This is a genomic window from Antribacter sp. NEAU-D49, assembly GCF_057158775.1.
The window spans coordinates 100,119-118,022 of the sequence record NZ_JBXTSN010000016.1; the positions used below are offsets into that span (position 1 = coordinate 100,119).

Consider the following 17,904-nt stretch of genomic DNA (forward strand, 5'->3'; position numbering starts at 1 on the left):
GCCGGGTATGTCTGGGCTCGGGCCATGCACAAGCCGGATACTTCGGTCACGTCGCAAGAGCGGGACTAGGGGGTCGTGACCTGACTGTGACATCTCGGCGATCCTGGGTTACGGTCGATCCACCTCGCGGAGAATCCGCGGGCGCCCGAGGCGGACGCCGAGCCCTGTCACCGCCCCCAGGTTCGTACGACCAGATGACAGGGACGGGGGACCCATGCAAGTGGGCACCACCGGTGTCCTTGGGGTGAAGCCGCACAGGTAGGAGTGCGGCCGGGTCTGTCTCCGACCCGAACCCGACAGCTCACCTCGCAGGCGGTAGGAGAACCGACGTGACCTCATGCTCGCCCGGGCGCCATCGTGCTGCCCGTAGCCCCATCACCCCGCTGACCCCCCTGTCGCGCGCCGCTGCGCGCAGCGTCGGCGCCGCCGCCCGCCGGGGCGCTGTCGTCGCCGCCGGCTCCGGCCTGATCATGGGGATGTTCAGCGCCCCCGCGAACGCGAACGACCGAACCGTGTCGACCGTCGACTTCCACGCGCTGACCGCGGACGCCCGCCAGTCGCTGGCCTCAGCCCCTGTGGTGACGGTCGCCGCCAACACCGAGTTCATCGTCGAGACCGGCACGATCGCCGTGACCCCGGCGCCGGAGCCGGAGCCGGCCCCCGAGCCGGAGCCCGTCGTCGAGGTCGCCTCGCGCACCGAGACGCGTACCCCCGTCGCGGCGGCGGACGCCCCGGAGGAGGCCGCACCCGTCCGCGCCGGCACCAACTCGGACGTTGTCGCCATCGGCATGCAGTACCTCGGAGTGCCGTACCTCTGGGGCGGCTCGACCCCCGCCGGGTTCGACTGCTCCGGCTTCACCTCGTACGTCTACGCCAAGGTCGGCATCACCCTGCCCCGCACCTCGTCGCAGCAGCGCTACGCCGGCACCGTGGTCTCGCGCGCCGAGGCACAGCCCGGCGACCTGATCTGGAGCCCCGGCCACATCGCCATCTACGCCGGTGACGGCATGCAGATCGAGGCCCCCGTCCCAGGTCAGACCGTGCGCTACAGCAGGCTCTGGCAGGACAGCCCGACCTTCATCCGCGTCGGCTGAGCCCTGCTCCGCAGGCCTCGACACCCCGTCGACAGTCTGAACTCCAGGGTGACATCCCGGTGCGCCCGGTCCCTTGTGGACCAGGCGCACCGGCGTGTGGGCTGCTAGAGCGGTCATGACTCACTCGCTACACGTCATCCAGCAGGAGGTCGCTGAGCGCGGCGCCAGCCGTACCGCGTCATCCCGCGCGGCTTGTAGATGTTGAGAGCCAACGGGACGAGCAGCACGACCATCCCACCGACCGCGTGGAACAGATCCCCGCCGAGCTGGTCGACATCGCCGGCGGGGTCCGCCGCGACTGCGGCGATCGCCTCGACCGCGGGCAGGTGGAGCACCAGGATCACGAACGCGAAGGCCGTCAGTACCAGGCTGATCACCACCCAGTAGTGTCGCAACAATCCCCAGGGTGTACCGAGGGCCTGGACCATCCCGGTCACGAGCGCTATCGCGGCGAGCGGGATCAACGCATACCGCAACACTGGTTCCATCATCACGTACGCAGCCCGCACGATCTGCTGGTCGTCACTTGCATAGATGGGCACGTTCAGGGCGATGTAGGCGACGATGGCGCCGAGCCAGCCCACTGAGCTGGCGATGTGAACCGTCAGCATCAGTTTCCGGATCGCCGGAGACATCGGCATCAGCCGTGCACACCAGGGCCGTGCTCGCCGCCCACGAGCAGCATGACCAGCACGAGCGCGACAGCTGCTGTCGCAGCGCCTATCGCCAGCAACTTGACCCAGCGGGGCAGCCCCGGATGGGGCTCTCGAGGCTTGCCGGGCGCCGCGTCCGATGTGTTCTCCGTCATGGTCGTCTCCTCGTGTCAGCTGCCGGGCAGATCAGATCCTGTATACAAAGTGTATTGGCTACTGTCAGAGTGTCACGACGACGACGAGCCGTACTATTGGCTGATGCCGAAGCTGTGGGAGGAATCGATCGACGGCCATCGCCGATCAGTGCGGGACGCCATCACGGAGGCGGCCTGGCGTCTGGCCGAAGAACAAGGCCCGTTCTCGCTGACCATGTCGCAGGTGGCAAAGGCTGCTGGGATCGGTCGCGCGACCCTCTACAAGTACTTCGCAGACATCGAGTCGATCCTCGTGGCGCACCATACGCGGCACGTCGAGGACCACCTCCGGACCCTCGAGGACCTGTGCGATGCAGCGGAGCCGACGGGCGCTCGGCTTGTGGCCGTCGCCACCACCTACGCGTCGATCTGCTTCCACCGCGGAAAGCACTCGTCCGCCGATGTCAGCCCGCTCGTTCATCGCGGCCCCGAGGTCGCGGATGCTGAGCGTCGTCTACACAGCGTGTTCGCCGGCCTCATCGCGCAGGCCGCGGCCGAGGGCCTTGTCCGCACAGACCTCGACCCGGACGACCTCGCTGAGTACTGCCGCCGGGCCCTGGAATCGTCCAGCAGTGCCAAGGACCTCGCCGGGGTTGCCGCATTCACGTGCGTGGTTCTGGACGGACTCGCATACTCACCGCAGGCCCGGGACGGCAAACCGAGCGCAACGACCCCGACTCATCACGAGCCTCAACGCAACCATGGTGACCGCCAACAGTTGCCCAGACGCGTCGGCAAGGACGAGTAGCGCGCGGTTTTGACCTGCACGTATGGTTCGTGTGGCACGGTGCTGCGCATGACCCGCGTGAGACCGCCCGCCAGGCCACGCACCGCGACCCGCCGCGCGCATGGCGTCCCTCCTGGCGGGCGAGGTCATGGGCGCGTTGTTCGATGAGTTCGGCGCGGGCGTGGAGGGCTTCGCGGAGGTCGCCCGGAACCGGCCCGAGAGCTTCGGCGACCAGCACGGCGACCAGGCGTGGCCGGTGGGTTGCTGAGCCGGTGGTGGCGTGCTCGGTTTCCGTGCAGGACGGCGGCGACGTCGTAACCGCAGGCGAGGCCACGATATACGGGTCGTTGTACTGGCCGACGGCCCAGACGTGGTGCGAGCACCGGTCTTCGCTCCTAGCGTCGAGTGGGCATGCCCACGACCGGAACGGTCGCGCGACCCCGTCGATGCTGGAGGAATCATGAAGACCGCCGAGATGCTCGAGACCTACCCCGCCACGATGAACGTCGACCGCCAGATCCTGGCCCGGGTGATCGACACGTTGGTCGAGTGCTCGCAGGCGTGCACCGCATGCGCCGACGCGTGCCTGAGCGAGGATATGGTCGCCGACCTGCGCAAGTGCATCCGCACGAACCTCGACTGCGCCGACGTCTGCGCCACCACCGCTCGCGTGCTGTCCCGCCACACCGGCTACGACGCAAACATCACCCGCGCCCAGCTCGGGGCGTGCATCGTTGCGTGTCGCGCCTGCGGCGACGAGTGCCAGCAGCACGCCGGCATGCACCAGCACTGCGCCGTGTGCGCCGAGTGCTGCCGCCAGTGCGAGGCCGCGTGCCAGGAGCTGCTCGCCGCGCTCACCTGAGAAGGACCGAGCAACACGGCCCGGGACCACTCAGTTCACGCTCCCGGGCCGATCCATCAAACGCGCAGTCAGACCGAGAGGGCGGAAACGGTGGCCATGGAGAACCAGGACGAGCGCAAGCACGAGCACGGCCACGACCGGGGTGCCTCGCACTCCACGAAGATGTACCTTCGCTTCGCGGCCATGCTTCTGACGGCCATGGTGGTCATGTACTGGGTGATGTTCATCGGCTCGTGGCAGTGGGACCACGTGCGCTTCAGCCAAAGCCGCATCTTCATGGCCATCACCATGGGCGGCACCATGGGGCTCGTCATGCTGGCCTGGATGCTGAACATGTACAAGAACACCAAGGCCAACATCGCCGTGGTCGTCGCCAGCGTCCTCCTCCTGGCCGGAGGCACGGTCCTGGACCGCACCCAGGCCACCGTCGACGACACCGCGTTCATGCGCGCGATGATCCCCCACCACTCCCTGGCCATCACCCGGTCCGAGCGCGCCGGCATCCAGGACGTGCGCGTGTGCGAGCTCGCCGTCGAGATCAGCGAAGCGCAGCGGCGCGAGATCCGCGAGATGGACTGGCTCATCCAGGACATCGAGGCCAACGGCGTCGTCACGACGTCCCAGCAGGCGCAGGAACGAGCGGTCCCGGACTTCGACCAGCCCGCCCAACGCCAGTGTCCCGGCAACTAGTACTACAGGTCTGTCTGATTAAGGGGGGGTGGGTCTCGGCCTGACACGCCGAGCGCAGGCTTGGCGGGAAGCAGGCAGGATGACCGAGACCATCGAGCCCGTGACGCTCGACGAAGACGAGAAGCAGGCACTGGCGCAGCGGCTGGTCAGGGCTGGGCCTGGTCGTGCCACGCCATGGGGCTCCCCGTCAGGGCGGCGTCGGCGACGCGCGCGGCGAAGGTGGTGCCGAGTCCGGCCCGCGAGCTGTCGATCCACTTCTGGACGTACTGGTGCCCGGCGGCCCGGTACTCCAGGGCCTGGAGGAGGCATTCGAGCTTGTCGGCGTCCTTGGCGCACAGGGCTTCCAGGGTCTCCTGCGCCTCGTACTCGATGACGGCTTCGCTGACGGTCTTGGCGGCGGCGTCGGGCAGGCAGGCGACCTGGTCGCGGGTGATGGTCTCATTGTTCGCCTTGCCGAGGTAGGGACGAGCCGAGTGCGGGAGGTCGGTGATCCGGGTCTCCTGCGAGTCGTGCCACAGACCGAGATACGCGGCGCGCGCGGGGTCGGCGCCCTCCTCGGCGGCGATGAGGGCGGCGAGCTGGGCCACACGGAGACTATGCTCGGCGACCGACTCAGGGTCCCGCACACCGGCCTGCCACCACCCGGCACGACGCAGACGCTTGAGCACGCCCATCTCGTGGGCGAAGTTCGCGACGCTCGCAGCTTCCGGGTCGGTCACGTGGTCGGTCATGCGGGTGCCTCCTTGGTCATCGCCCGGCGAGTCGGATGGCGAAGTACACATCGGACAACTCACGGTGGGCACGCTGGTCCACGCCATCATGGATGGCGTCCTGGACCCCTGTCGATGCGTCGAGACAGGCAGTCGGGGAAGCCATCGCCGCCGCAGGCGCCTTGATGGAGCACGGAGGCATGCACGGCCCGTGGTTCCGGGGCGACTCACCGGACACCCCGAGTACCGCTACTCCTGGGCCGGGACCGAGCACGCCTCCGAGCCGATCGCCTCCCGCTGGCAGTGGGCTCCCGCTCCCCGGACCGCGACCGGACTCCTCACCGCCGGAGACGGGATCGCCGTCACTGGCACAGGCACCACCGCCGACCCGTTCGTTATCAGCCTGACACCACCGGCCACGACGGAGGACCCGACGGGCTAGGAGCAGGGACGATACCGTTTCCGCCATGAACAGCGGGGGCAAGAAGCGCCACGCGGACCGCCGCAGCTTGTTGGGTGGCCCGGTGCCGAGATTCACCGTCGGGCAGCGCGTCGAGCACGCGTGGAGCGGACAGAAAGGCGTGTACGCGCTCGACCTCGGATACGAAGGCGAGACCCATCTGTCGAACGTCTCCTGGGACGGAGACAGCATCCAAACGACGGTAGCAACCGTGGCCCTACGAGCCGAGGCAGAGCCTGCGGGCGAACCCGTAGACCTCAGCAAGCCGCTATAGCCCCCGACGCACCAACGAGGACGCCCCCGTAGCCTGAGAGGGTTGCGGGAGGTCTTTTCACTTCCCGCCGACCATGGCCAGGTTGATCGCCGCCGCCGCCTTCGACGTCCGGTCGGAGTCAAGCCGTTGGAGCACCGGCAGGGCTTCGCTCCACGTCCGGGTAGCGCTTGCGGCGTCGCCAACGTCCCACTGGGCGTGTCCGAGCTCGGCCATCGACAGCGCCCAGATGCGGGCCTTGCTGTTGGGGTCCCATTGGCCGGTGACCTCCGCGAGAAACTGCACGGACTCCTTGGCGTCGCCCATGGCCGTGAACGTCTTCGCCGCCTGGTTCAGGAGAGTGGCCTTGTTCGAGCACCACTGCGCCGCCCATCGGGGGGCGTTCTCGGTCCGCTCGGACAAGAGCCTCGGCGCACGCGACATGGTCCGCGCCGCCCCCGAGGTGTCTCCGGTCTCGGCCTGACAGCGGGCCACGGCAACGTGGAAGAGCGCTTCAGTGTCCTCGTCCACCGCCCCCTCCTTGGCCCGGGCCAGGCTCGCCTCCGCGAGGCGCACCGAGTAGACCCGCTGCCCGAGGTCGCAGCCCTGGAGAGCGAGGATGCGCAGGATGAACGCCTCGTGCCCCGCATCGCCGGACTCGCGTGCCAGGTTCCGGGCGCAGAGGTAGTACCGCTGGGCGAGACCGTCGAGCCCGCTGTCGTGAGCCTTCCATCCGGCGAGGTAGGCGACCTCGGCCGCCGCTGAGAACGCCTGGCCCCGGACCGCCTCGGAGGCGAACCTGCCCCGCAGGACGGTCGCTACGTCGGAGGCCAAGAACTCGGCCACCGCCGTACGCATGGCACCCCCGCCCAGCGTCTCGTCAGCCACGATGAAGGAGTCAGTCACGCGACGGATCGCCTCCACGGTCCTGACGCCGGCCACCGAGCCGCCGGACTGCGCCATGATGCGCGCTAGATCCTCCCCGTTGGCCAGCGCCAGCGCACTCAGGCCGACGGTGTATGCCGCTCCACGGATGAAGCTACGGCGGTCGACGTCTGCACGTCCGACGTACTCCAGCGTCGCGACCGAGTCCAGGTCGATCGGAGTACCGAGGGCTTCCTCGTACTGCGCGATGACCTCGCTCGTGACCGGCCGGAAACCGCGCTCGTAGTACGTCAGGGTGGTCTTGCCGTAGTGCGTTCGCAAGGCCATCTGATCCAGGCTCAGGCCCGCTGCCTCGCGCGCCAGCCGAAGCCGGGCACCCACCGTTGTGAACGGCTGTGAACGCGACATGCCTTCTACTCCCTGGTTCGAGCCGGTTGGCTTGAAGCGTAACGACAGTCCCATATCCGAGGGCTGACACGAAACGCAGGGGGAACCGATATGTAGCAGCCCACGGAAGAGGCGGCTCTTGCAGGGCCAGTGACCCGTACCGCCCAGATCGTCGCGTTGGATATCGGCGGGACGTTGGTCGGCCGGGACGGGATCGTGCCGGACGCGACGCGGGAAGCGGTCACTGACGTGCTCGCCCGAGGGATCGAGGTCGTCCTCGCCACGGGGTGTTCGCTCGTCGGCGTGGTCCCGGTCTCCCAGCAGCTCGGGCTGACCTCCGGCTGGCTCGTCGCGTCCAACGGCGCCGTGACGGGCCGGTCACGCGCCGCGGTCGTTCTCCCGGTGAGCAGGTTGGCTGCCGCCGCCGGTGCGCCCAGGGCAATGAGGCTGTTGCGCACCCGCAGCAGGCTCGTACCACTGAGCGCTGACAGCGGACGTCGTCCGCTCTCCCATCCCTGGATCGTGCTGACGTCGACACGCAGGTACTCGGCGATGTCGGTCTGGCGGCGCCCGACCGCGCTGCGCAGCAGCTTGAACACGAACGCCGCGACCACGCCGACGTCCCCGTGCGGGGCTGCACCCTGCATCGGAGTCAGTGTTGACCGAGCTGCCACGCGACGTCCCCTGTCGATTGCCCGCGCCTGTACGCCGAAACGCGTACCCCCTGTCAGTCCAACTCCAGGGCGCATTCCCCGAGGGTTGAGACCGAGCCGGCGTGATGCCGCTCACAACAGTAGGTGGGACGCCCCTGGTCCCGCCACCAGCCACGAGAGGTGGTGCCCGATGGGTATCGATCACGGACTCGAAGCAGCATCCCGGATTGTCGACGCCGTCGGGCGCGACCGCATCGAGCTGGTCACGGTGACCCGCGACCGGGTCTGCCTCCAGCCGATGGTGCTGGCCGAAGGTGAGGCCATCGCGCGTGCTCTCGGTCTGGACATCCCGCTCGATCATCGGATGTTCGTACCGGGTCACACGCTGTGGACCGGGGTGCGTGACGGGCTCGAGGTCCAGGTCCGGTCCGTTCTGCGGCGACCGCTCGGGGCAGTGCGGTGAGCGCGCCGAGCCCGGTGGCCGTCGGGTATGTGTGCGCTCCGGAGGGGGAGGCGCTGGAGGGCCAGCGGGACGCGGTGACCGACTACGCACGCACCGAGGGGCTCGCACTCGCGCAGATCGTGACCGACCGGTTCGACACGTTCACGATCAGCCAGGTCGTCCAGACAGCGAAGTTCCACAACGCCCGCCTGGTCATCCTTCCCGCCCAGGCCCGGCTGGCGGCGGTCCAGTCACGGGTGGCGCTGGAGCTGGAACCTGACGGCGCGACGTGCGTCGTGATCGGCGAAACGCGGCCGAACGAGCAGCGGCGAGCACGGCTGACCGACTCCCTTCCCCGCCGGACCCCTCCCACCACGATGGCCGCGCCGAGCGACACCGCGACAGACACGACGGAGGACGTGCGATGACCACCACCGAAAACATGGCCCGGGCGCGGCTGCTGGTCGCTCTGGATATCGACGGGACCTTGTGTCAGGACGGGACAAATACCATCCCCGCCGTCACCCGCCAGGCGGTCACCGAGGTCGTGGCGGCAGGGCATGTCGTCGTGCTGGCCACTGGACGTTCCCTGGTCGGCGTGCTCCCGCTCGCGAAGGCACTGGGGCTGGACGGTTCGTGGGTCGTCGCGTCCAACGGTGCGGTGACCGCGCGGCTGGACCGGACGTGGCCGTGCGGGTACCGGGTCGAGTCCTGCCAGACCCTCGACGTCGCACCCGTCCTACGCCTTGCCCGGCGCCTCTGTCCAGCGGTGCGGGTCGCGATCGAGGAGGTCGGCTTCGGCTACCACGTGTCCGAGCTGTTCGACCGGGCCGAGGTCAACGGACGCCAGATCGTCGTCTCCGACGACGACCTGACCGCAGAGCCCGCACCCCGGGTGATCCTGTCGGCCCCGAACGCCACCGCACTGCTGATGGAACCCGTCCGGTCGCTCGGCGTCACCGTCAACCCCGCCTCCTCGTCCTGGCTGGACGTGACTCCGGCCGGGCTGTCCAAGGCCTCCGCGCTGGATGCTGTCCGCAGCCGGATGGACGTCGCTCCGGCTAACACGGTGTTCGTGGGCGACGGCGTCAACGACATCGAAGCGATGGAGTGGGCCGCCCGCTCCTACGCCATGGGCCACGCCCCGACGGTCGTCCAGGACGCCGCCGACTACATCACGGGAACCCTGGCCAAGCACGGCGCGGCGATGGTTCTCCGAGACCTGCTCACCACTCCGGGCAGCTCGCCCGCAGTCGAGGCGCAAGCCCTGGCTGGGGCGGGATCATGACCGCCACGCCGCCGGTCGAGCTGCTGCGCGCGGTCCGCGACCTCGCGGCGAGCCTGCACCCGCGCCTGCACCCCGTCTCCGTCCGCGTCCGGCTGGACGGCACCGGCCCGGCGCTGGCCTCGTGCGAGGTCTGGACCGGTGACGGCGACGCGATGATCGCCCACCACACCGACCTGCCCGAAGCGGTCGGGGCCACGATGCTCGACCTGGAACGCGCCCTGGTCGCGGCCGGGTACGCCTACGCGCTCACCGGGGACGGTCGCCCCAAGTGGCGCTACGACCACAACCACGGCGGCCTCTACACCCTGGACGTGGCCCGGCCCTTGTAGCCCCTGCCCGACCACCGATCTTGCGGCCGGGCGCCTGCCCCCGCCCGGCCGCGAGCCCGCCAAGGAAGCCGGGAAACCCCGGCCGGGGCTCCTCCTCCCCTCGGGGGAGCCCCGGCCCGCCTCAACCTGCGCCAGTGTTCCTGTCGCCAGTTGTCCGAGATGGAGTGTCGTTGCCTGCCACGAGTGGCGGACGGCCGTGTGAGGAAGCACCAAGGGGAGGCGTGACCTCGTAGTGCAACGTCAGTCACGCCTCCCCGTATCCGTCTACCGGCTCAAAACCGCCGCTATGTCGCGGATGGGGTTGCTCTTCGCGACCGGAGTGAAAGTCCCGGAGTCTGTGGCCTGGTAGATCGCCTGGTCGGCGTTGACCAGGGTGGCGGGCAGCCCGGGCCACTCGTGGAGGAACATCGCGTACTGGGAGTCGAGCGTGAACTCGGCCTCACGCTCCTCGACATACCGCGTCCCGTCGAGGTCGCCTCCGAGCCTTCGGACCTCGATGGTGTCGCCGACCTTGGCCTCGCCCTGGACGACCTCGTCGACCTGGACCTTGTAGACCGTGTAGACGAACGTGCTGTCGGCGGTGCCGGTGGTCGCGCCGGCTTGCGGATCGAGGTCCTTGTCGCCCGCCGTCGAGGGGTCGAGCGCGATGTCGATCACACGGGCTTCGCTGCTCAGCGGTGTGCCGATCACGACGAGCGAGGAGTCTGCTACCAGCTCGTCGCTCGTCTGATAGGTCACATAGGACGAGTGGTAGACGACAGGTTCGCTGCTGGAGCAGGCGGTCGTCGTCGCGGCGACGGCGACCGCGAGAACAACGAGACGTCGATGGATGCGCATGCCAGGTCTCCCCTCAGAAGATCCGGATGACTTCGTCACGGTCGTATGTTCTGGGCAATGTGCCGGGAGTACTCGTCGGCGCTACGTACTTCATCACGGATGCCAGGCTTGTGCCCGGGTTGTCGTCCAGCGAGAGCGCGTGGCCCAGTTCGTGGGTCGAGGTAAACCCTGCCCATGTGGCGAACGTCGAGGACTGCATCTCGCCGATCCTGCGGGCGTTGGCGCGGATCAGGAAGTTGCGGCTGCTGCGAGTCCCGCTCGGCGAGTAGTTGCCGAGCCAGCTGTCGGCGTAGTTGCTGGCGGTGAGTTGTCTGGTCGAGCTGGAGACCACCAAGATCCCTACGTTCGTCGTGGAGCCGGTGTCGTTCCACGCCGTGATCCCATGCCAGAGGTACCCGCTCCACGTGCTGTTCACCCCCGTGATCCGGACGTTGAAACGTGTGGTACCGACACCTCCGCTGTAGTAGTCCGCACTTGCAGGGCTCGCGACACCTGTCACAACCATTAGTGTCACGAGCCACGCACCGATTGCACGCCTTCGTATCAGACCGCTCCTTTGCTTTCGCATGACTGGCGGTCCACTATCGCCGGATATCTCGGGATGTCCATAGTGTGGCTTCCGTCGCGGGAATGTCCCGGCGGCGCATCCCTCGACGATCCCCGCGACGCCAGACGATGTGGTGGGCCGCCCAGGGAAGGCGCCAGGCGGCCGGGGTGCAAGCCCTCGCCAGAGACGTGGAACAGACCCCCCTCAAATCGTTGGGCCCGAGGGTCGGGCGCCGCGGGACCGCCGCTGGAGGTCTTCCAGGTTGCTCGCAACGAGGTGAAGCATCCTGGCGATGCGCCGAACATCTTCGCGCTGAGCAAGGCTCGTCGGGGCGTCGCCGAACGGAGTGTCGCTGGTGATGGCGTACTTGTCGCGGTAGGCGGCAGCGGCGAGCACGACGCGCTTCCATTCGTGCTCGGCCCGTGCGCCGACGGGTCGAGGTGGTAGGTGCCGGGTCCATGGTTCGCGGTCGCGGATTGCCCGTTCTGCGAGGTCGTTGGCTCGTTGTTCGATGAGTCGGGCACGGGCGTGGAGGGCTTCGCGGACGTCGTCGGGCAGGGTGCCGAGGGCTTCGGGGACCAGCCCGGCGACCAGGCGCGGCCGGTGGGTTGCTGGGCGGGTGGTGGCGTGCTCAAGGCGTTGGTGCAGGACGGCGGCGACGTCGTCCGCGTCGTACAGGCTCCGGGACCGGGCGAGGCGTGGGAGGAGGGCGTTGACGTGGTGGCCGTTGGCTTCGGCGCGGCGTAGCTGGGCGCACAGTGGTCCGAACGCGTCGGACTCCACCACCGCGGCGATCTCCGCCCCGGTGAAGCCCTCGGCCCGGAGCGTGTCCGTGACGAGGTGGTGCCAGCGGGAGCGTTGGGCGAGGCTGGCGATCGTGTCGTACTCCGCGGCCAGCCTCGCGATCGAGGTGTACTGCTCCTGCTCGGCGCGGCGGGTCTCGTGGGCGGTGGGCTCTGCGCCGGGGCGGGCGAGGATGCCGGCCAGGACCGCGCGGGCTCGGGCGAGGTCGGGGATCTCGTGGTCCGCGTGTCCGGTGGCCGCGTGGCTGTGGTTCTGGTCGTGGTCGGGCTGGTCGACGGGCACGAACACCACGTTGGCGTCCCTGCCTCTGGTGAGCGGGACGTACAGCGCCTCCCGGGTCATGGTCGGGGTGGTGACGGTGTAGGCGGTGTCGACGGTCAGGCCCTGGGCGCGGTGGGCGGTGATCGCGTACCCGAGGGCGACGTGCTGGGCGACGTAGGCGGCGGGAAGCCGGACCGTCCCGGCCGGGTGCGCGTTTTCTCGCCGGGCGTGCGCGGTTTCCCCGATGCGGTTCCTGCTACGGGTGTTTGTGCTGGTGGGCGTTTTACGGGCCTGGTCGTCGGGGTCGATGCGGCGGGCGGTGACCGACCCGTCGCGGTGCACGGCAAGGACCTGCCAGAGGTTGCCGTTGCGGACCCACCCGTGGTGGCCGTGGCGCAGGGTGCGGTCGTTGCGACGCGTCACGATCACATCCCCTGCCGAGGCTTCGACGTCACCGGTCAGGCGGGCGGCGCGCCCGTCGCCCACGGTCCCGGCCAGCAGGCGGTCGGCGCGGGCTCGACGGTTCAGGTCGGTGACCGTCGACCCGTCCGCCGCGATCAGCACCGAGACCATCCCGGCGTCGGTGTCGGTCTTCCATGCCTCGTAGGCGGCTCGGGTCATCTCCTCGGTGGTCCCGGCGTGGATGCGGTCGTGCTCCTCGTAGAGGGCGAGCACTCCCGGGTCGCCGTCGCGTAGGCGCAGGCTGGCGGTCTTCTCCCATGGGTGGGTGAAGCGGTGGACCTCGGTGAGCTCCGGCACATCCTCGGTCGTGCGCTTGCGTTCTGTGACCAGGAGGTTGAACGCTCCGCCGGTCTCCACGGCGGAGAGCTGGGCGGGGTCACCGACGAGCAGCACCTTCGCCCCCACACGCGCGGCGTGGGCGGTGATGGCGTGCAGGGTGTGGGTGCCGGCCATGGATGCCTCATCGAGGATGACCAGCTGGCCCGGCCCGAACACGACGAGGCCGGCGGTGTGGTCGGTGAGCCACTTGGCGGTGTTCTCACACCCGATCCGCAGGTCGGCGGCCAGGACCTCGGCAGCAGCCGCGGAGGGCGCGAGACCGACCACCGAGCCGGTGCCGTGGGCGTGCTCCCACGCGGCGCGCAGCAACCGCATCGTGGTCGTCTTCCCGGTCCCGGCCGGACCCACCAGCACGTCGACCACCCGGCCGGAGGTGGCAACCGACAGGACCGCCTCGCCCTGCGACTCGGAGACGATCCCCTGAGCGGTCACGTCGTCGATGACAGACCGCAGCAGGGTCCCGGCCACGGCTGGGCCGGTGGTGTCGGCCGCCAAGGTGAGCAGTCGTTCTTCTGCCGCCAGGACGGCTTCAGAGGTGTAGATGGTCGCGTGACGGGGTCGCAGGGTGGTGGTCCCGTCCGGCCGGAGCAGGAACTCCGGCGTGGGAGCCAGGTCCGGCGGGGTCAGCGAAACGCTGGAACCCTCGGCGATAGAGACGATCCGGGCCACGACCTGTGTGCGGTCTTCGGCGGTGGTGAACCGCCAGGTGTTGGTCTGGCGTTCTGCTTCGGCCCACAGGTTCCAGTGCCGCCACGTCGCCCGCTTGTCCCCGACCACCACCAGCACCGCAGCCGCGGCCTTCTCGATCGCCTCGTCCGGGACCTGGCCCGCCGAGTACAACCGCGCCGCACCCGTACTGGCGTTCCGGGCGGCGCCGGCCAGCAGACCCCGGACCCACGCCCGCGAGTCCTGGCCAAGGAGACGCGTGGCGCGCTCGTGCCACCAGTTCGTGAGGTCGCCGAGTGACCGGAGCGTCTTCGGCGGCCGCGTCGCCAACGTGGCTTGCGCGCGGAGCTTGACGATCGTCCGCCGCGACGGCTGCCGCCCGTGGCGTTCCCGGTACTCGCGGATCAGCGCATCGGCACAGTGCTCGATCTCCACCGACCTCGACGAGAACTCCGCCAGAAGGTCGTCACCGATGCCGTCGATCTCCAGCACGGCGGTCCGGTCCCGGCCGCGCTGACGCCGCGACCACGTGACGCCGAGGGTGGCGGTGAGGCGGTCGGCCAGGACCGCGTTGTAGAACTCGGAGAACGCGACGTTCGCGTTGAACAGGGCCCTCGAGTCCAGCGTCCGCCACTTGCCGTCCACCACCGCCCGCACCTTGTTCGCCACCACCAGATGGGTGTGCAGCTGGGGGTCGTGGGAGCGGGAGTCCCAGTGGTCGAACCCCATGCCCACCAACCCGGTCACGTCCACGTGCGCGACGGACCCGTCCCCCGCGTCGGTGCCGACCCGGGTGGAGGCGATGTGCGCTTCGATGAACGCAATGGTCTCGGCGACGGCCTGATGGTGCGCCGCCAGGATCAACCCCTGCGTCGTGCGGTCCGACAGGCCCCACAACACCGAGACGGACTTCGGGGCCGAGAACGTCAGGTCGAACCCCGCCGTCGCAGTCCGGTCACCCGCCGCGACCTCCTCCGCCGTGATCGCCTCGACCGCCGCCGCACGCTCCTCATCGGAGAGTTCGGGGTCGAGCTGAGCGGCGCGTTCCTCGACCCGCTCCCCCACCGGCCGGTAGGCCGGATACCGGCGACCCAGCGGCTCCGTGGTGATCGGGTCGAGACCCGCACCGAGCAGGCGGTGCAGATGCGTCGTGGTCACACCGTCACCGGGGGCCAGTTCCCCGTGACCGAGGTCCCGGACGGCGGCGCCGAGCCAGAACCCCGGCGGGGTCCCCGCCTCGGCGTAATACGCCGCCACCGGATCCACCCACGAACCCGCCAACCCCTCAGCAGGGGCCGGCGCGGGGGCGTCGAGGTCGGCGTTACGCACCGACTTCAACAGGTACTCATACCCGTTGCCCGCACTCATCTTCCGCACCGACACCGTCACCGCCAACCACCCCCGGACCGGCGCCCGGCGCTGCCGAGGGCGGTGACATCCACTGCAACCGCAGCCCCGCCCTCAACTGCCTGAGGTGTGACTGGTCGGTTGGTGATGGTGTTGGTGTTGGTGGTGGTGATGGTGTTGGTGTTGGTGGTGATGGTGTTGGTGTTGGTGTTGGTGATGTTGGTGTTGGTAGTGGTGATGGCGTTGGTGTTGGTGATGGTTGTGGTGGTGATGGGTGGCGCTGTGGAAGTGGGCATGGCGGAGACCTCCTGACGGCCAGGTGCGCGTACGCCCCCCGGCCCGGCCGTCGCCCCGATCTGAGTGGCCGGCCCACGGCGCCAACGCCCCGCCGCGCACGGACGAGCGCCCCAGGAGTGCGCACACGCCCCGGACGCGACGACACGCTCCGGCCGAGCCTTGACGGGTCGCAACGGAACCGTGGGGCCGGTGCGCTCTGTTCTGCCGGTGACGGTTCCGGACCGGTCTCCCGCGAGTGGCTGGACCGTCCGCCGCGTGGGCGGGCACGTGGGCGGGCATCGCCGAACAACCGCGCCGGGCGGCATCGCGCGGGCAGGCGGCAAGGACGAGTAGCGCGCGGTTTTGACCTGCCCGAACGGTTCCCAGCGGCGTCCCTGCGCGGTTTCACCAATGCGTTTTGCGCGATTTTCGTGTGTCACCGTGCTGGGTATGACCCGCATGAGCCCGTCCGCCACGCCACGCACCGCCACCCACCGCGCGTGCCCGGCGACCGTCGCCGCGCCCAGCTACGCGCGGCGTTCCCGCGGTGCGGGTTCGGCAGTGCTGGCCCACCTCGTACCCTCGGGCTCACCCGTAACGGACCGACTTGTGGGGTGCGCGCCGGGGTGCGCCCGTGACCGGGGCGGACGGCTCCGCGCAGAGGTCGGCCGCGGTCACGCACCCCAAGTCCGGGGTGCGCGACCGGATGCGCGTGCTCGTCATCCTCGACACCAGAGTCCACATCGCGGCCGAGGAGGCGAACACCATGACCACCACCGATGATGACCACGCCCCGGACCCGGCCGGCGCGTCGTTCACGACGAGCGAGGGACTACGAGCGCTGTTGCTGCGCCTCCAGACCGACCCGGCAGCGTGGGCGAGCGATCCGCAGGCGAGCGCTCTGCTGGAGCTGTGCGCGACTCGGTACGCGGCCCTGGCCCGCAAGCACCACCAGCAACCGTTGGACGCTGCCGCTGCGGCGTTCCACGTGCTGCGCGCCCCGGCCACGGTGCGGGCGCGTGACCCGTGGGCGGTGGTCACCCATGCTGTCCGCCTGACCCTGGCCGCGGACGAGCGCGCTGATGCGCTGCTCTGCTCGACCAGCACCGCCCGGCGCCTGTTGACCGACACGGGCCTGGCGCGGGTGGTCCGGCTCGGCGACCACACGGACCACCCGGCGGCCGACCCGGTGGACGAGCCTGTGGACGGGCCGGGACCCGGCACCGCCGCGCGGGGCAACGGCGGGCTGACCCCGGTGCAGGTGCGAATCTGTATGGCGAACGCCGTCGAGCTGCTGTGCTCGCTCGGCTGGCCCCGCGCGGTCGCCGAGCTCGGCGTCGGCCACGTCTGCGACCGCCTCGCCACTACCGGGAACCCCCAGCGGGCGTACGAAGCGCTACGCCGCGACCTGACCCTGCCCCGCCTGCTCGACGTCCCACCCCGCACCTGGACCGCCCTGTGCCGGGCCCTCATCGGAACCAGCACACCGCGCGGATCGCAGCCGGGGGTGCTGCGCCGGCTCCTGACCGGTGAACCGGTCCGGTCCCTGCTCGCCGACGACACCCTCGTCACGGCGCTGCTCGCGGCCCGGCCCCGGGTGGTGGCCGCGTGAACGACAACGCCCTGCACCGCGCCATCGACTCCATCACCGTCGGTGCCCGTCACCGCCACGACCTCGGCGACCTGGGGCCCCTGGCCGCATCGATCGACCGGCTCGGACTGCTCCAGCCGATCACCGTCACCCCTGACGGGGTCCTGATCTGCGGGCACCGGCGGCTCGAGGCCGCCCGCCGGCTCGGGTGGACCACGATCGCCGTCCACGTGCGCTCGGGGATCTCCACCCACCTGGCCGCCCTGCTGGCCGAGCGCGAGGAGAACACCCAGCGCAAGCCCTTGAACCCGGTCGAGGAGTCCGAGCTGTACGACGAGATCCTGACCGTCGAACGCGAGGAAGCCGCCCGCCGCCAGGCCGCCACCCGCTTCCACACCACGACCAAGGCGCCGAACCCGACACCCGAGGACATGGGACCGGGCGGTCCCGGCAACCTGCCGGAACCACGACGCCCCGGCGACGCCCGGCACAAGGCCGCCGTCCTGGTCACCGGCAAAGCCGCCTACAAACGCCTCGAACGCATCAGCGCCCTGCGCGCCATCGCCGAGGACGAGACCACCACCCCCGTCGCCCGCCAGCTCGCCACCCTGGCCATCGAGGACATCCAGGCCGGCGCACCCACCTTCCCCACCTACGACCACGCCATGACCCAGATCGCCGCCCTCGACCCCACCCGAACCGGCATCGCGCCCGTCACCGCCGACGACCTCGCCACCGACGCCGCCCGAGCCGTCGCCCGCGTCACGACCAAGGCCACGACGAAGAACCCCGCGAAGCCCTCCAAGCCGCGAGCGAAGACACCGGCCGGCGAGGACTTCGGCGACACCCTGCGCGCCTGGGACAACCTCTGGCAGACCCTCTCCGGCCGATCCACCGGCACCGACCCCGCCGCCATCGCGACCAACGCCAGCGACGAGGACTGGAACCACTTCGAACACCTCACCGACCAGATCACCACCTTCCGCGACACAGGCCGCAACGCGCGAACCCCTCCCATCGCCGGGGACTGCTGCACGGATAGGTGACAGGGTTTCTCAGGCGGCGAGTGCGACCTGAGTGGTCATGATTGCTTCGTACTCGATCGGGGTCAATCGCCCCAGGCGGGTCTGGCGTCGGCGGCGGTGGTAGG

Annotated in this window: 21 protein-coding genes, 1 pseudogene and 1 riboswitch; of the genes and pseudogenes, 14 read left to right on the top strand and 8 right to left on the bottom strand. The window is 69.8% G+C overall.

Going from position 1 to position 17,904, the window contains the following annotated elements:
- Positions 1-161 precede the first annotated feature (161 nt).
- A riboswitch (cyclic di-AMP (ydaO/yuaA leader) is annotated at positions 162-331 on the top strand.
- Complete coding sequence (locus AC060K_RS13770; RefSeq protein WP_483765958.1) at positions 330-1,094, top strand: C40 family peptidase; 765 nt, start codon at positions 330-332, stop codon at positions 1,092-1,094. It overlaps the preceding riboswitch by 2 nt.
- Before the next feature lie 134 nt (positions 1,095-1,228).
- Here AC060K_RS13770 and AC060K_RS13775 read toward each other — a convergent pair whose 3' ends face one another.
- Positions 1,229-1,729, bottom strand: a complete 501-nt coding sequence (locus AC060K_RS13775) for a DUF2269 domain-containing protein (protein ID WP_483765959.1) — start codon at positions 1,727-1,729, stop codon at positions 1,229-1,231.
- Between the two features lie 5 nt (positions 1,730-1,734).
- Positions 1,735-1,902 carry a hypothetical protein gene (locus AC060K_RS13780; protein ID WP_483765960.1) on the bottom strand — a complete coding sequence of 56 codons (168 nt, stop codon included), beginning with the start codon at positions 1,900-1,902 and terminating at the stop codon, positions 1,735-1,737.
- Positions 1,903-2,005: 103 nt separating this feature from the next.
- Between AC060K_RS13780 and AC060K_RS13785 the strand changes: the two genes are divergently transcribed.
- The 4 genes from AC060K_RS13785 (at position 2,006) to AC060K_RS13800 (ending at position 4,220) form a co-directional block, all read left to right on the top strand.
- Positions 2,006-2,689 (top strand): TetR/AcrR family transcriptional regulator, encoded by a 684-nt coding sequence (locus AC060K_RS13785; protein WP_483765961.1) that lies wholly within the window; start codon positions 2,006-2,008, stop codon positions 2,687-2,689.
- Positions 2,690-2,789: 100 nt separating this feature from the next.
- Positions 2,790-2,936, top strand: coding sequence for a hypothetical protein (locus AC060K_RS13790; RefSeq protein WP_483765962.1), 147 nt, complete (start codon positions 2,790-2,792; stop codon positions 2,934-2,936).
- Between the two features lie 192 nt (positions 2,937-3,128).
- Positions 3,129-3,530, top strand: coding sequence for a four-helix bundle copper-binding protein (locus AC060K_RS13795; protein WP_483765963.1), 402 nt, complete (start codon positions 3,129-3,131; stop codon positions 3,528-3,530).
- 96 nt (positions 3,531-3,626) lie between these two features.
- Positions 3,627-4,220 carry a DUF305 domain-containing protein gene (locus tag AC060K_RS13800; protein WP_483765964.1) on the top strand — a complete coding sequence of 198 codons (594 nt, stop codon included), beginning with the start codon at positions 3,627-3,629 and terminating at the stop codon, positions 4,218-4,220.
- Between the two features lie 146 nt (positions 4,221-4,366).
- Here the strand turns inward: AC060K_RS13800 and AC060K_RS13805 are convergent, their stop codons facing one another.
- Entirely contained in the window at positions 4,367-4,951 is a 585-nt protein-coding gene (locus tag AC060K_RS13805) for an HD domain-containing protein (protein WP_483765965.1), read from the bottom strand.
- Between the two features lie 190 nt (positions 4,952-5,141).
- On the opposite strand from AC060K_RS13805, the gene AC060K_RS13810 reads away from it, so the two are divergent.
- Positions 5,142-5,372 (top strand): hypothetical protein, encoded by a 231-nt coding sequence (locus AC060K_RS13810; RefSeq protein ID WP_483765966.1) that lies wholly within the window; start codon positions 5,142-5,144, stop codon positions 5,370-5,372.
- A 25-nt stretch (positions 5,373-5,397) separates the two neighbouring features.
- Positions 5,398-5,664, top strand: a complete 267-nt coding sequence (locus AC060K_RS13815; RefSeq protein WP_483765967.1) for a hypothetical protein — start codon at positions 5,398-5,400, stop codon at positions 5,662-5,664.
- Positions 5,665-5,721: 57 nt separating this feature from the next.
- On the opposite strand, the gene AC060K_RS13820 is transcribed toward AC060K_RS13815, so the two are convergent.
- Positions 5,722-6,987, bottom strand: coding sequence for a helix-turn-helix domain-containing protein (locus AC060K_RS13820; protein ID WP_483765968.1), 1,266 nt, complete (start codon positions 6,985-6,987; stop codon positions 5,722-5,724).
- 75 nt (positions 6,988-7,062) lie between these two features.
- Between AC060K_RS13820 and AC060K_RS13825 the strand changes: the two are divergent.
- From AC060K_RS13825 to AC060K_RS13845, 5 genes and pseudogenes are all read left to right on the top strand, one after another.
- Positions 7,063-7,272 (top strand): annotated as a pseudogene (locus AC060K_RS13825) (HAD hydrolase family protein); the annotation flags it as partial.
- A gap of 483 nt (positions 7,273-7,755) precedes the next feature.
- Entirely contained in the window at positions 7,756-8,028 is a 273-nt protein-coding gene (locus tag AC060K_RS13830; protein WP_483765983.1) for a hypothetical protein, read from the top strand.
- On the top strand, positions 8,025-8,435 hold the full coding sequence (locus AC060K_RS13835; RefSeq protein WP_483765969.1) for a hypothetical protein: 411 nt from the start codon (positions 8,025-8,027) through the stop codon (positions 8,433-8,435). The genes AC060K_RS13830 and AC060K_RS13835 overlap by 4 nt, the downstream gene beginning before the upstream one ends.
- Positions 8,432-9,295, top strand: coding sequence for an HAD family hydrolase (locus AC060K_RS13840; protein WP_483765970.1), 864 nt, complete (start codon positions 8,432-8,434; stop codon positions 9,293-9,295). Before AC060K_RS13835 ends, AC060K_RS13840 begins: the two co-directional genes overlap by 4 nt.
- Complete coding sequence (locus AC060K_RS13845; RefSeq protein ID WP_483765971.1) at positions 9,292-9,624, top strand: hypothetical protein; 333 nt, start codon at positions 9,292-9,294, stop codon at positions 9,622-9,624. Before AC060K_RS13840 ends, AC060K_RS13845 begins: the two co-directional genes overlap by 4 nt.
- 264 nt (positions 9,625-9,888) lie before the next feature.
- Here AC060K_RS13845 and AC060K_RS13850 read toward each other — a convergent pair whose 3' ends face one another.
- The 4 genes from AC060K_RS13850 to AC060K_RS13865 form a co-directional block, all read right to left on the bottom strand.
- Complete coding sequence (locus tag AC060K_RS13850) at positions 9,889-10,461, bottom strand: hypothetical protein (RefSeq protein ID WP_483765972.1); 573 nt, start codon at positions 10,459-10,461, stop codon at positions 9,889-9,891.
- A 13-nt stretch (positions 10,462-10,474) separates the two neighbouring features.
- Positions 10,475-10,876 (bottom strand): hypothetical protein, encoded by a 402-nt coding sequence (locus tag AC060K_RS13855; protein WP_483765973.1) that lies wholly within the window; start codon positions 10,874-10,876, stop codon positions 10,475-10,477.
- 336 nt (positions 10,877-11,212) lie between these two features.
- Positions 11,213-14,908, bottom strand: coding sequence for a MobF family relaxase (gene mobF / locus AC060K_RS13860; RefSeq protein WP_483765974.1), 3,696 nt, complete (start codon positions 14,906-14,908; stop codon positions 11,213-11,215).
- A gap of 17 nt (positions 14,909-14,925) precedes the next feature.
- The gene (locus AC060K_RS13865; RefSeq protein WP_483765975.1) at positions 14,926-15,183 is read right to left on the bottom strand and encodes a hypothetical protein; all 258 of its coding nucleotides are present in this window, start codon (positions 15,181-15,183) and stop codon (positions 14,926-14,928) included.
- Positions 15,184-15,797: 614 nt separating this feature from the next.
- On the opposite strand from AC060K_RS13865, the gene AC060K_RS13870 reads away from it, so the two are divergent.
- A complete protein-coding gene (locus tag AC060K_RS13870; RefSeq protein WP_483765976.1) occupies positions 15,798-16,775 on the top strand; it encodes a hypothetical protein in 978 nt (325 codons plus the stop codon).
- Positions 16,772-17,800 (top strand): ParB N-terminal domain-containing protein, encoded by a 1,029-nt coding sequence (locus AC060K_RS13875; protein WP_483765977.1) that lies wholly within the window; start codon positions 16,772-16,774, stop codon positions 17,798-17,800. Before AC060K_RS13870 ends, AC060K_RS13875 begins: the two co-directional genes overlap by 4 nt.
- Positions 17,801-17,904: the final 104 nt, after the last annotated feature.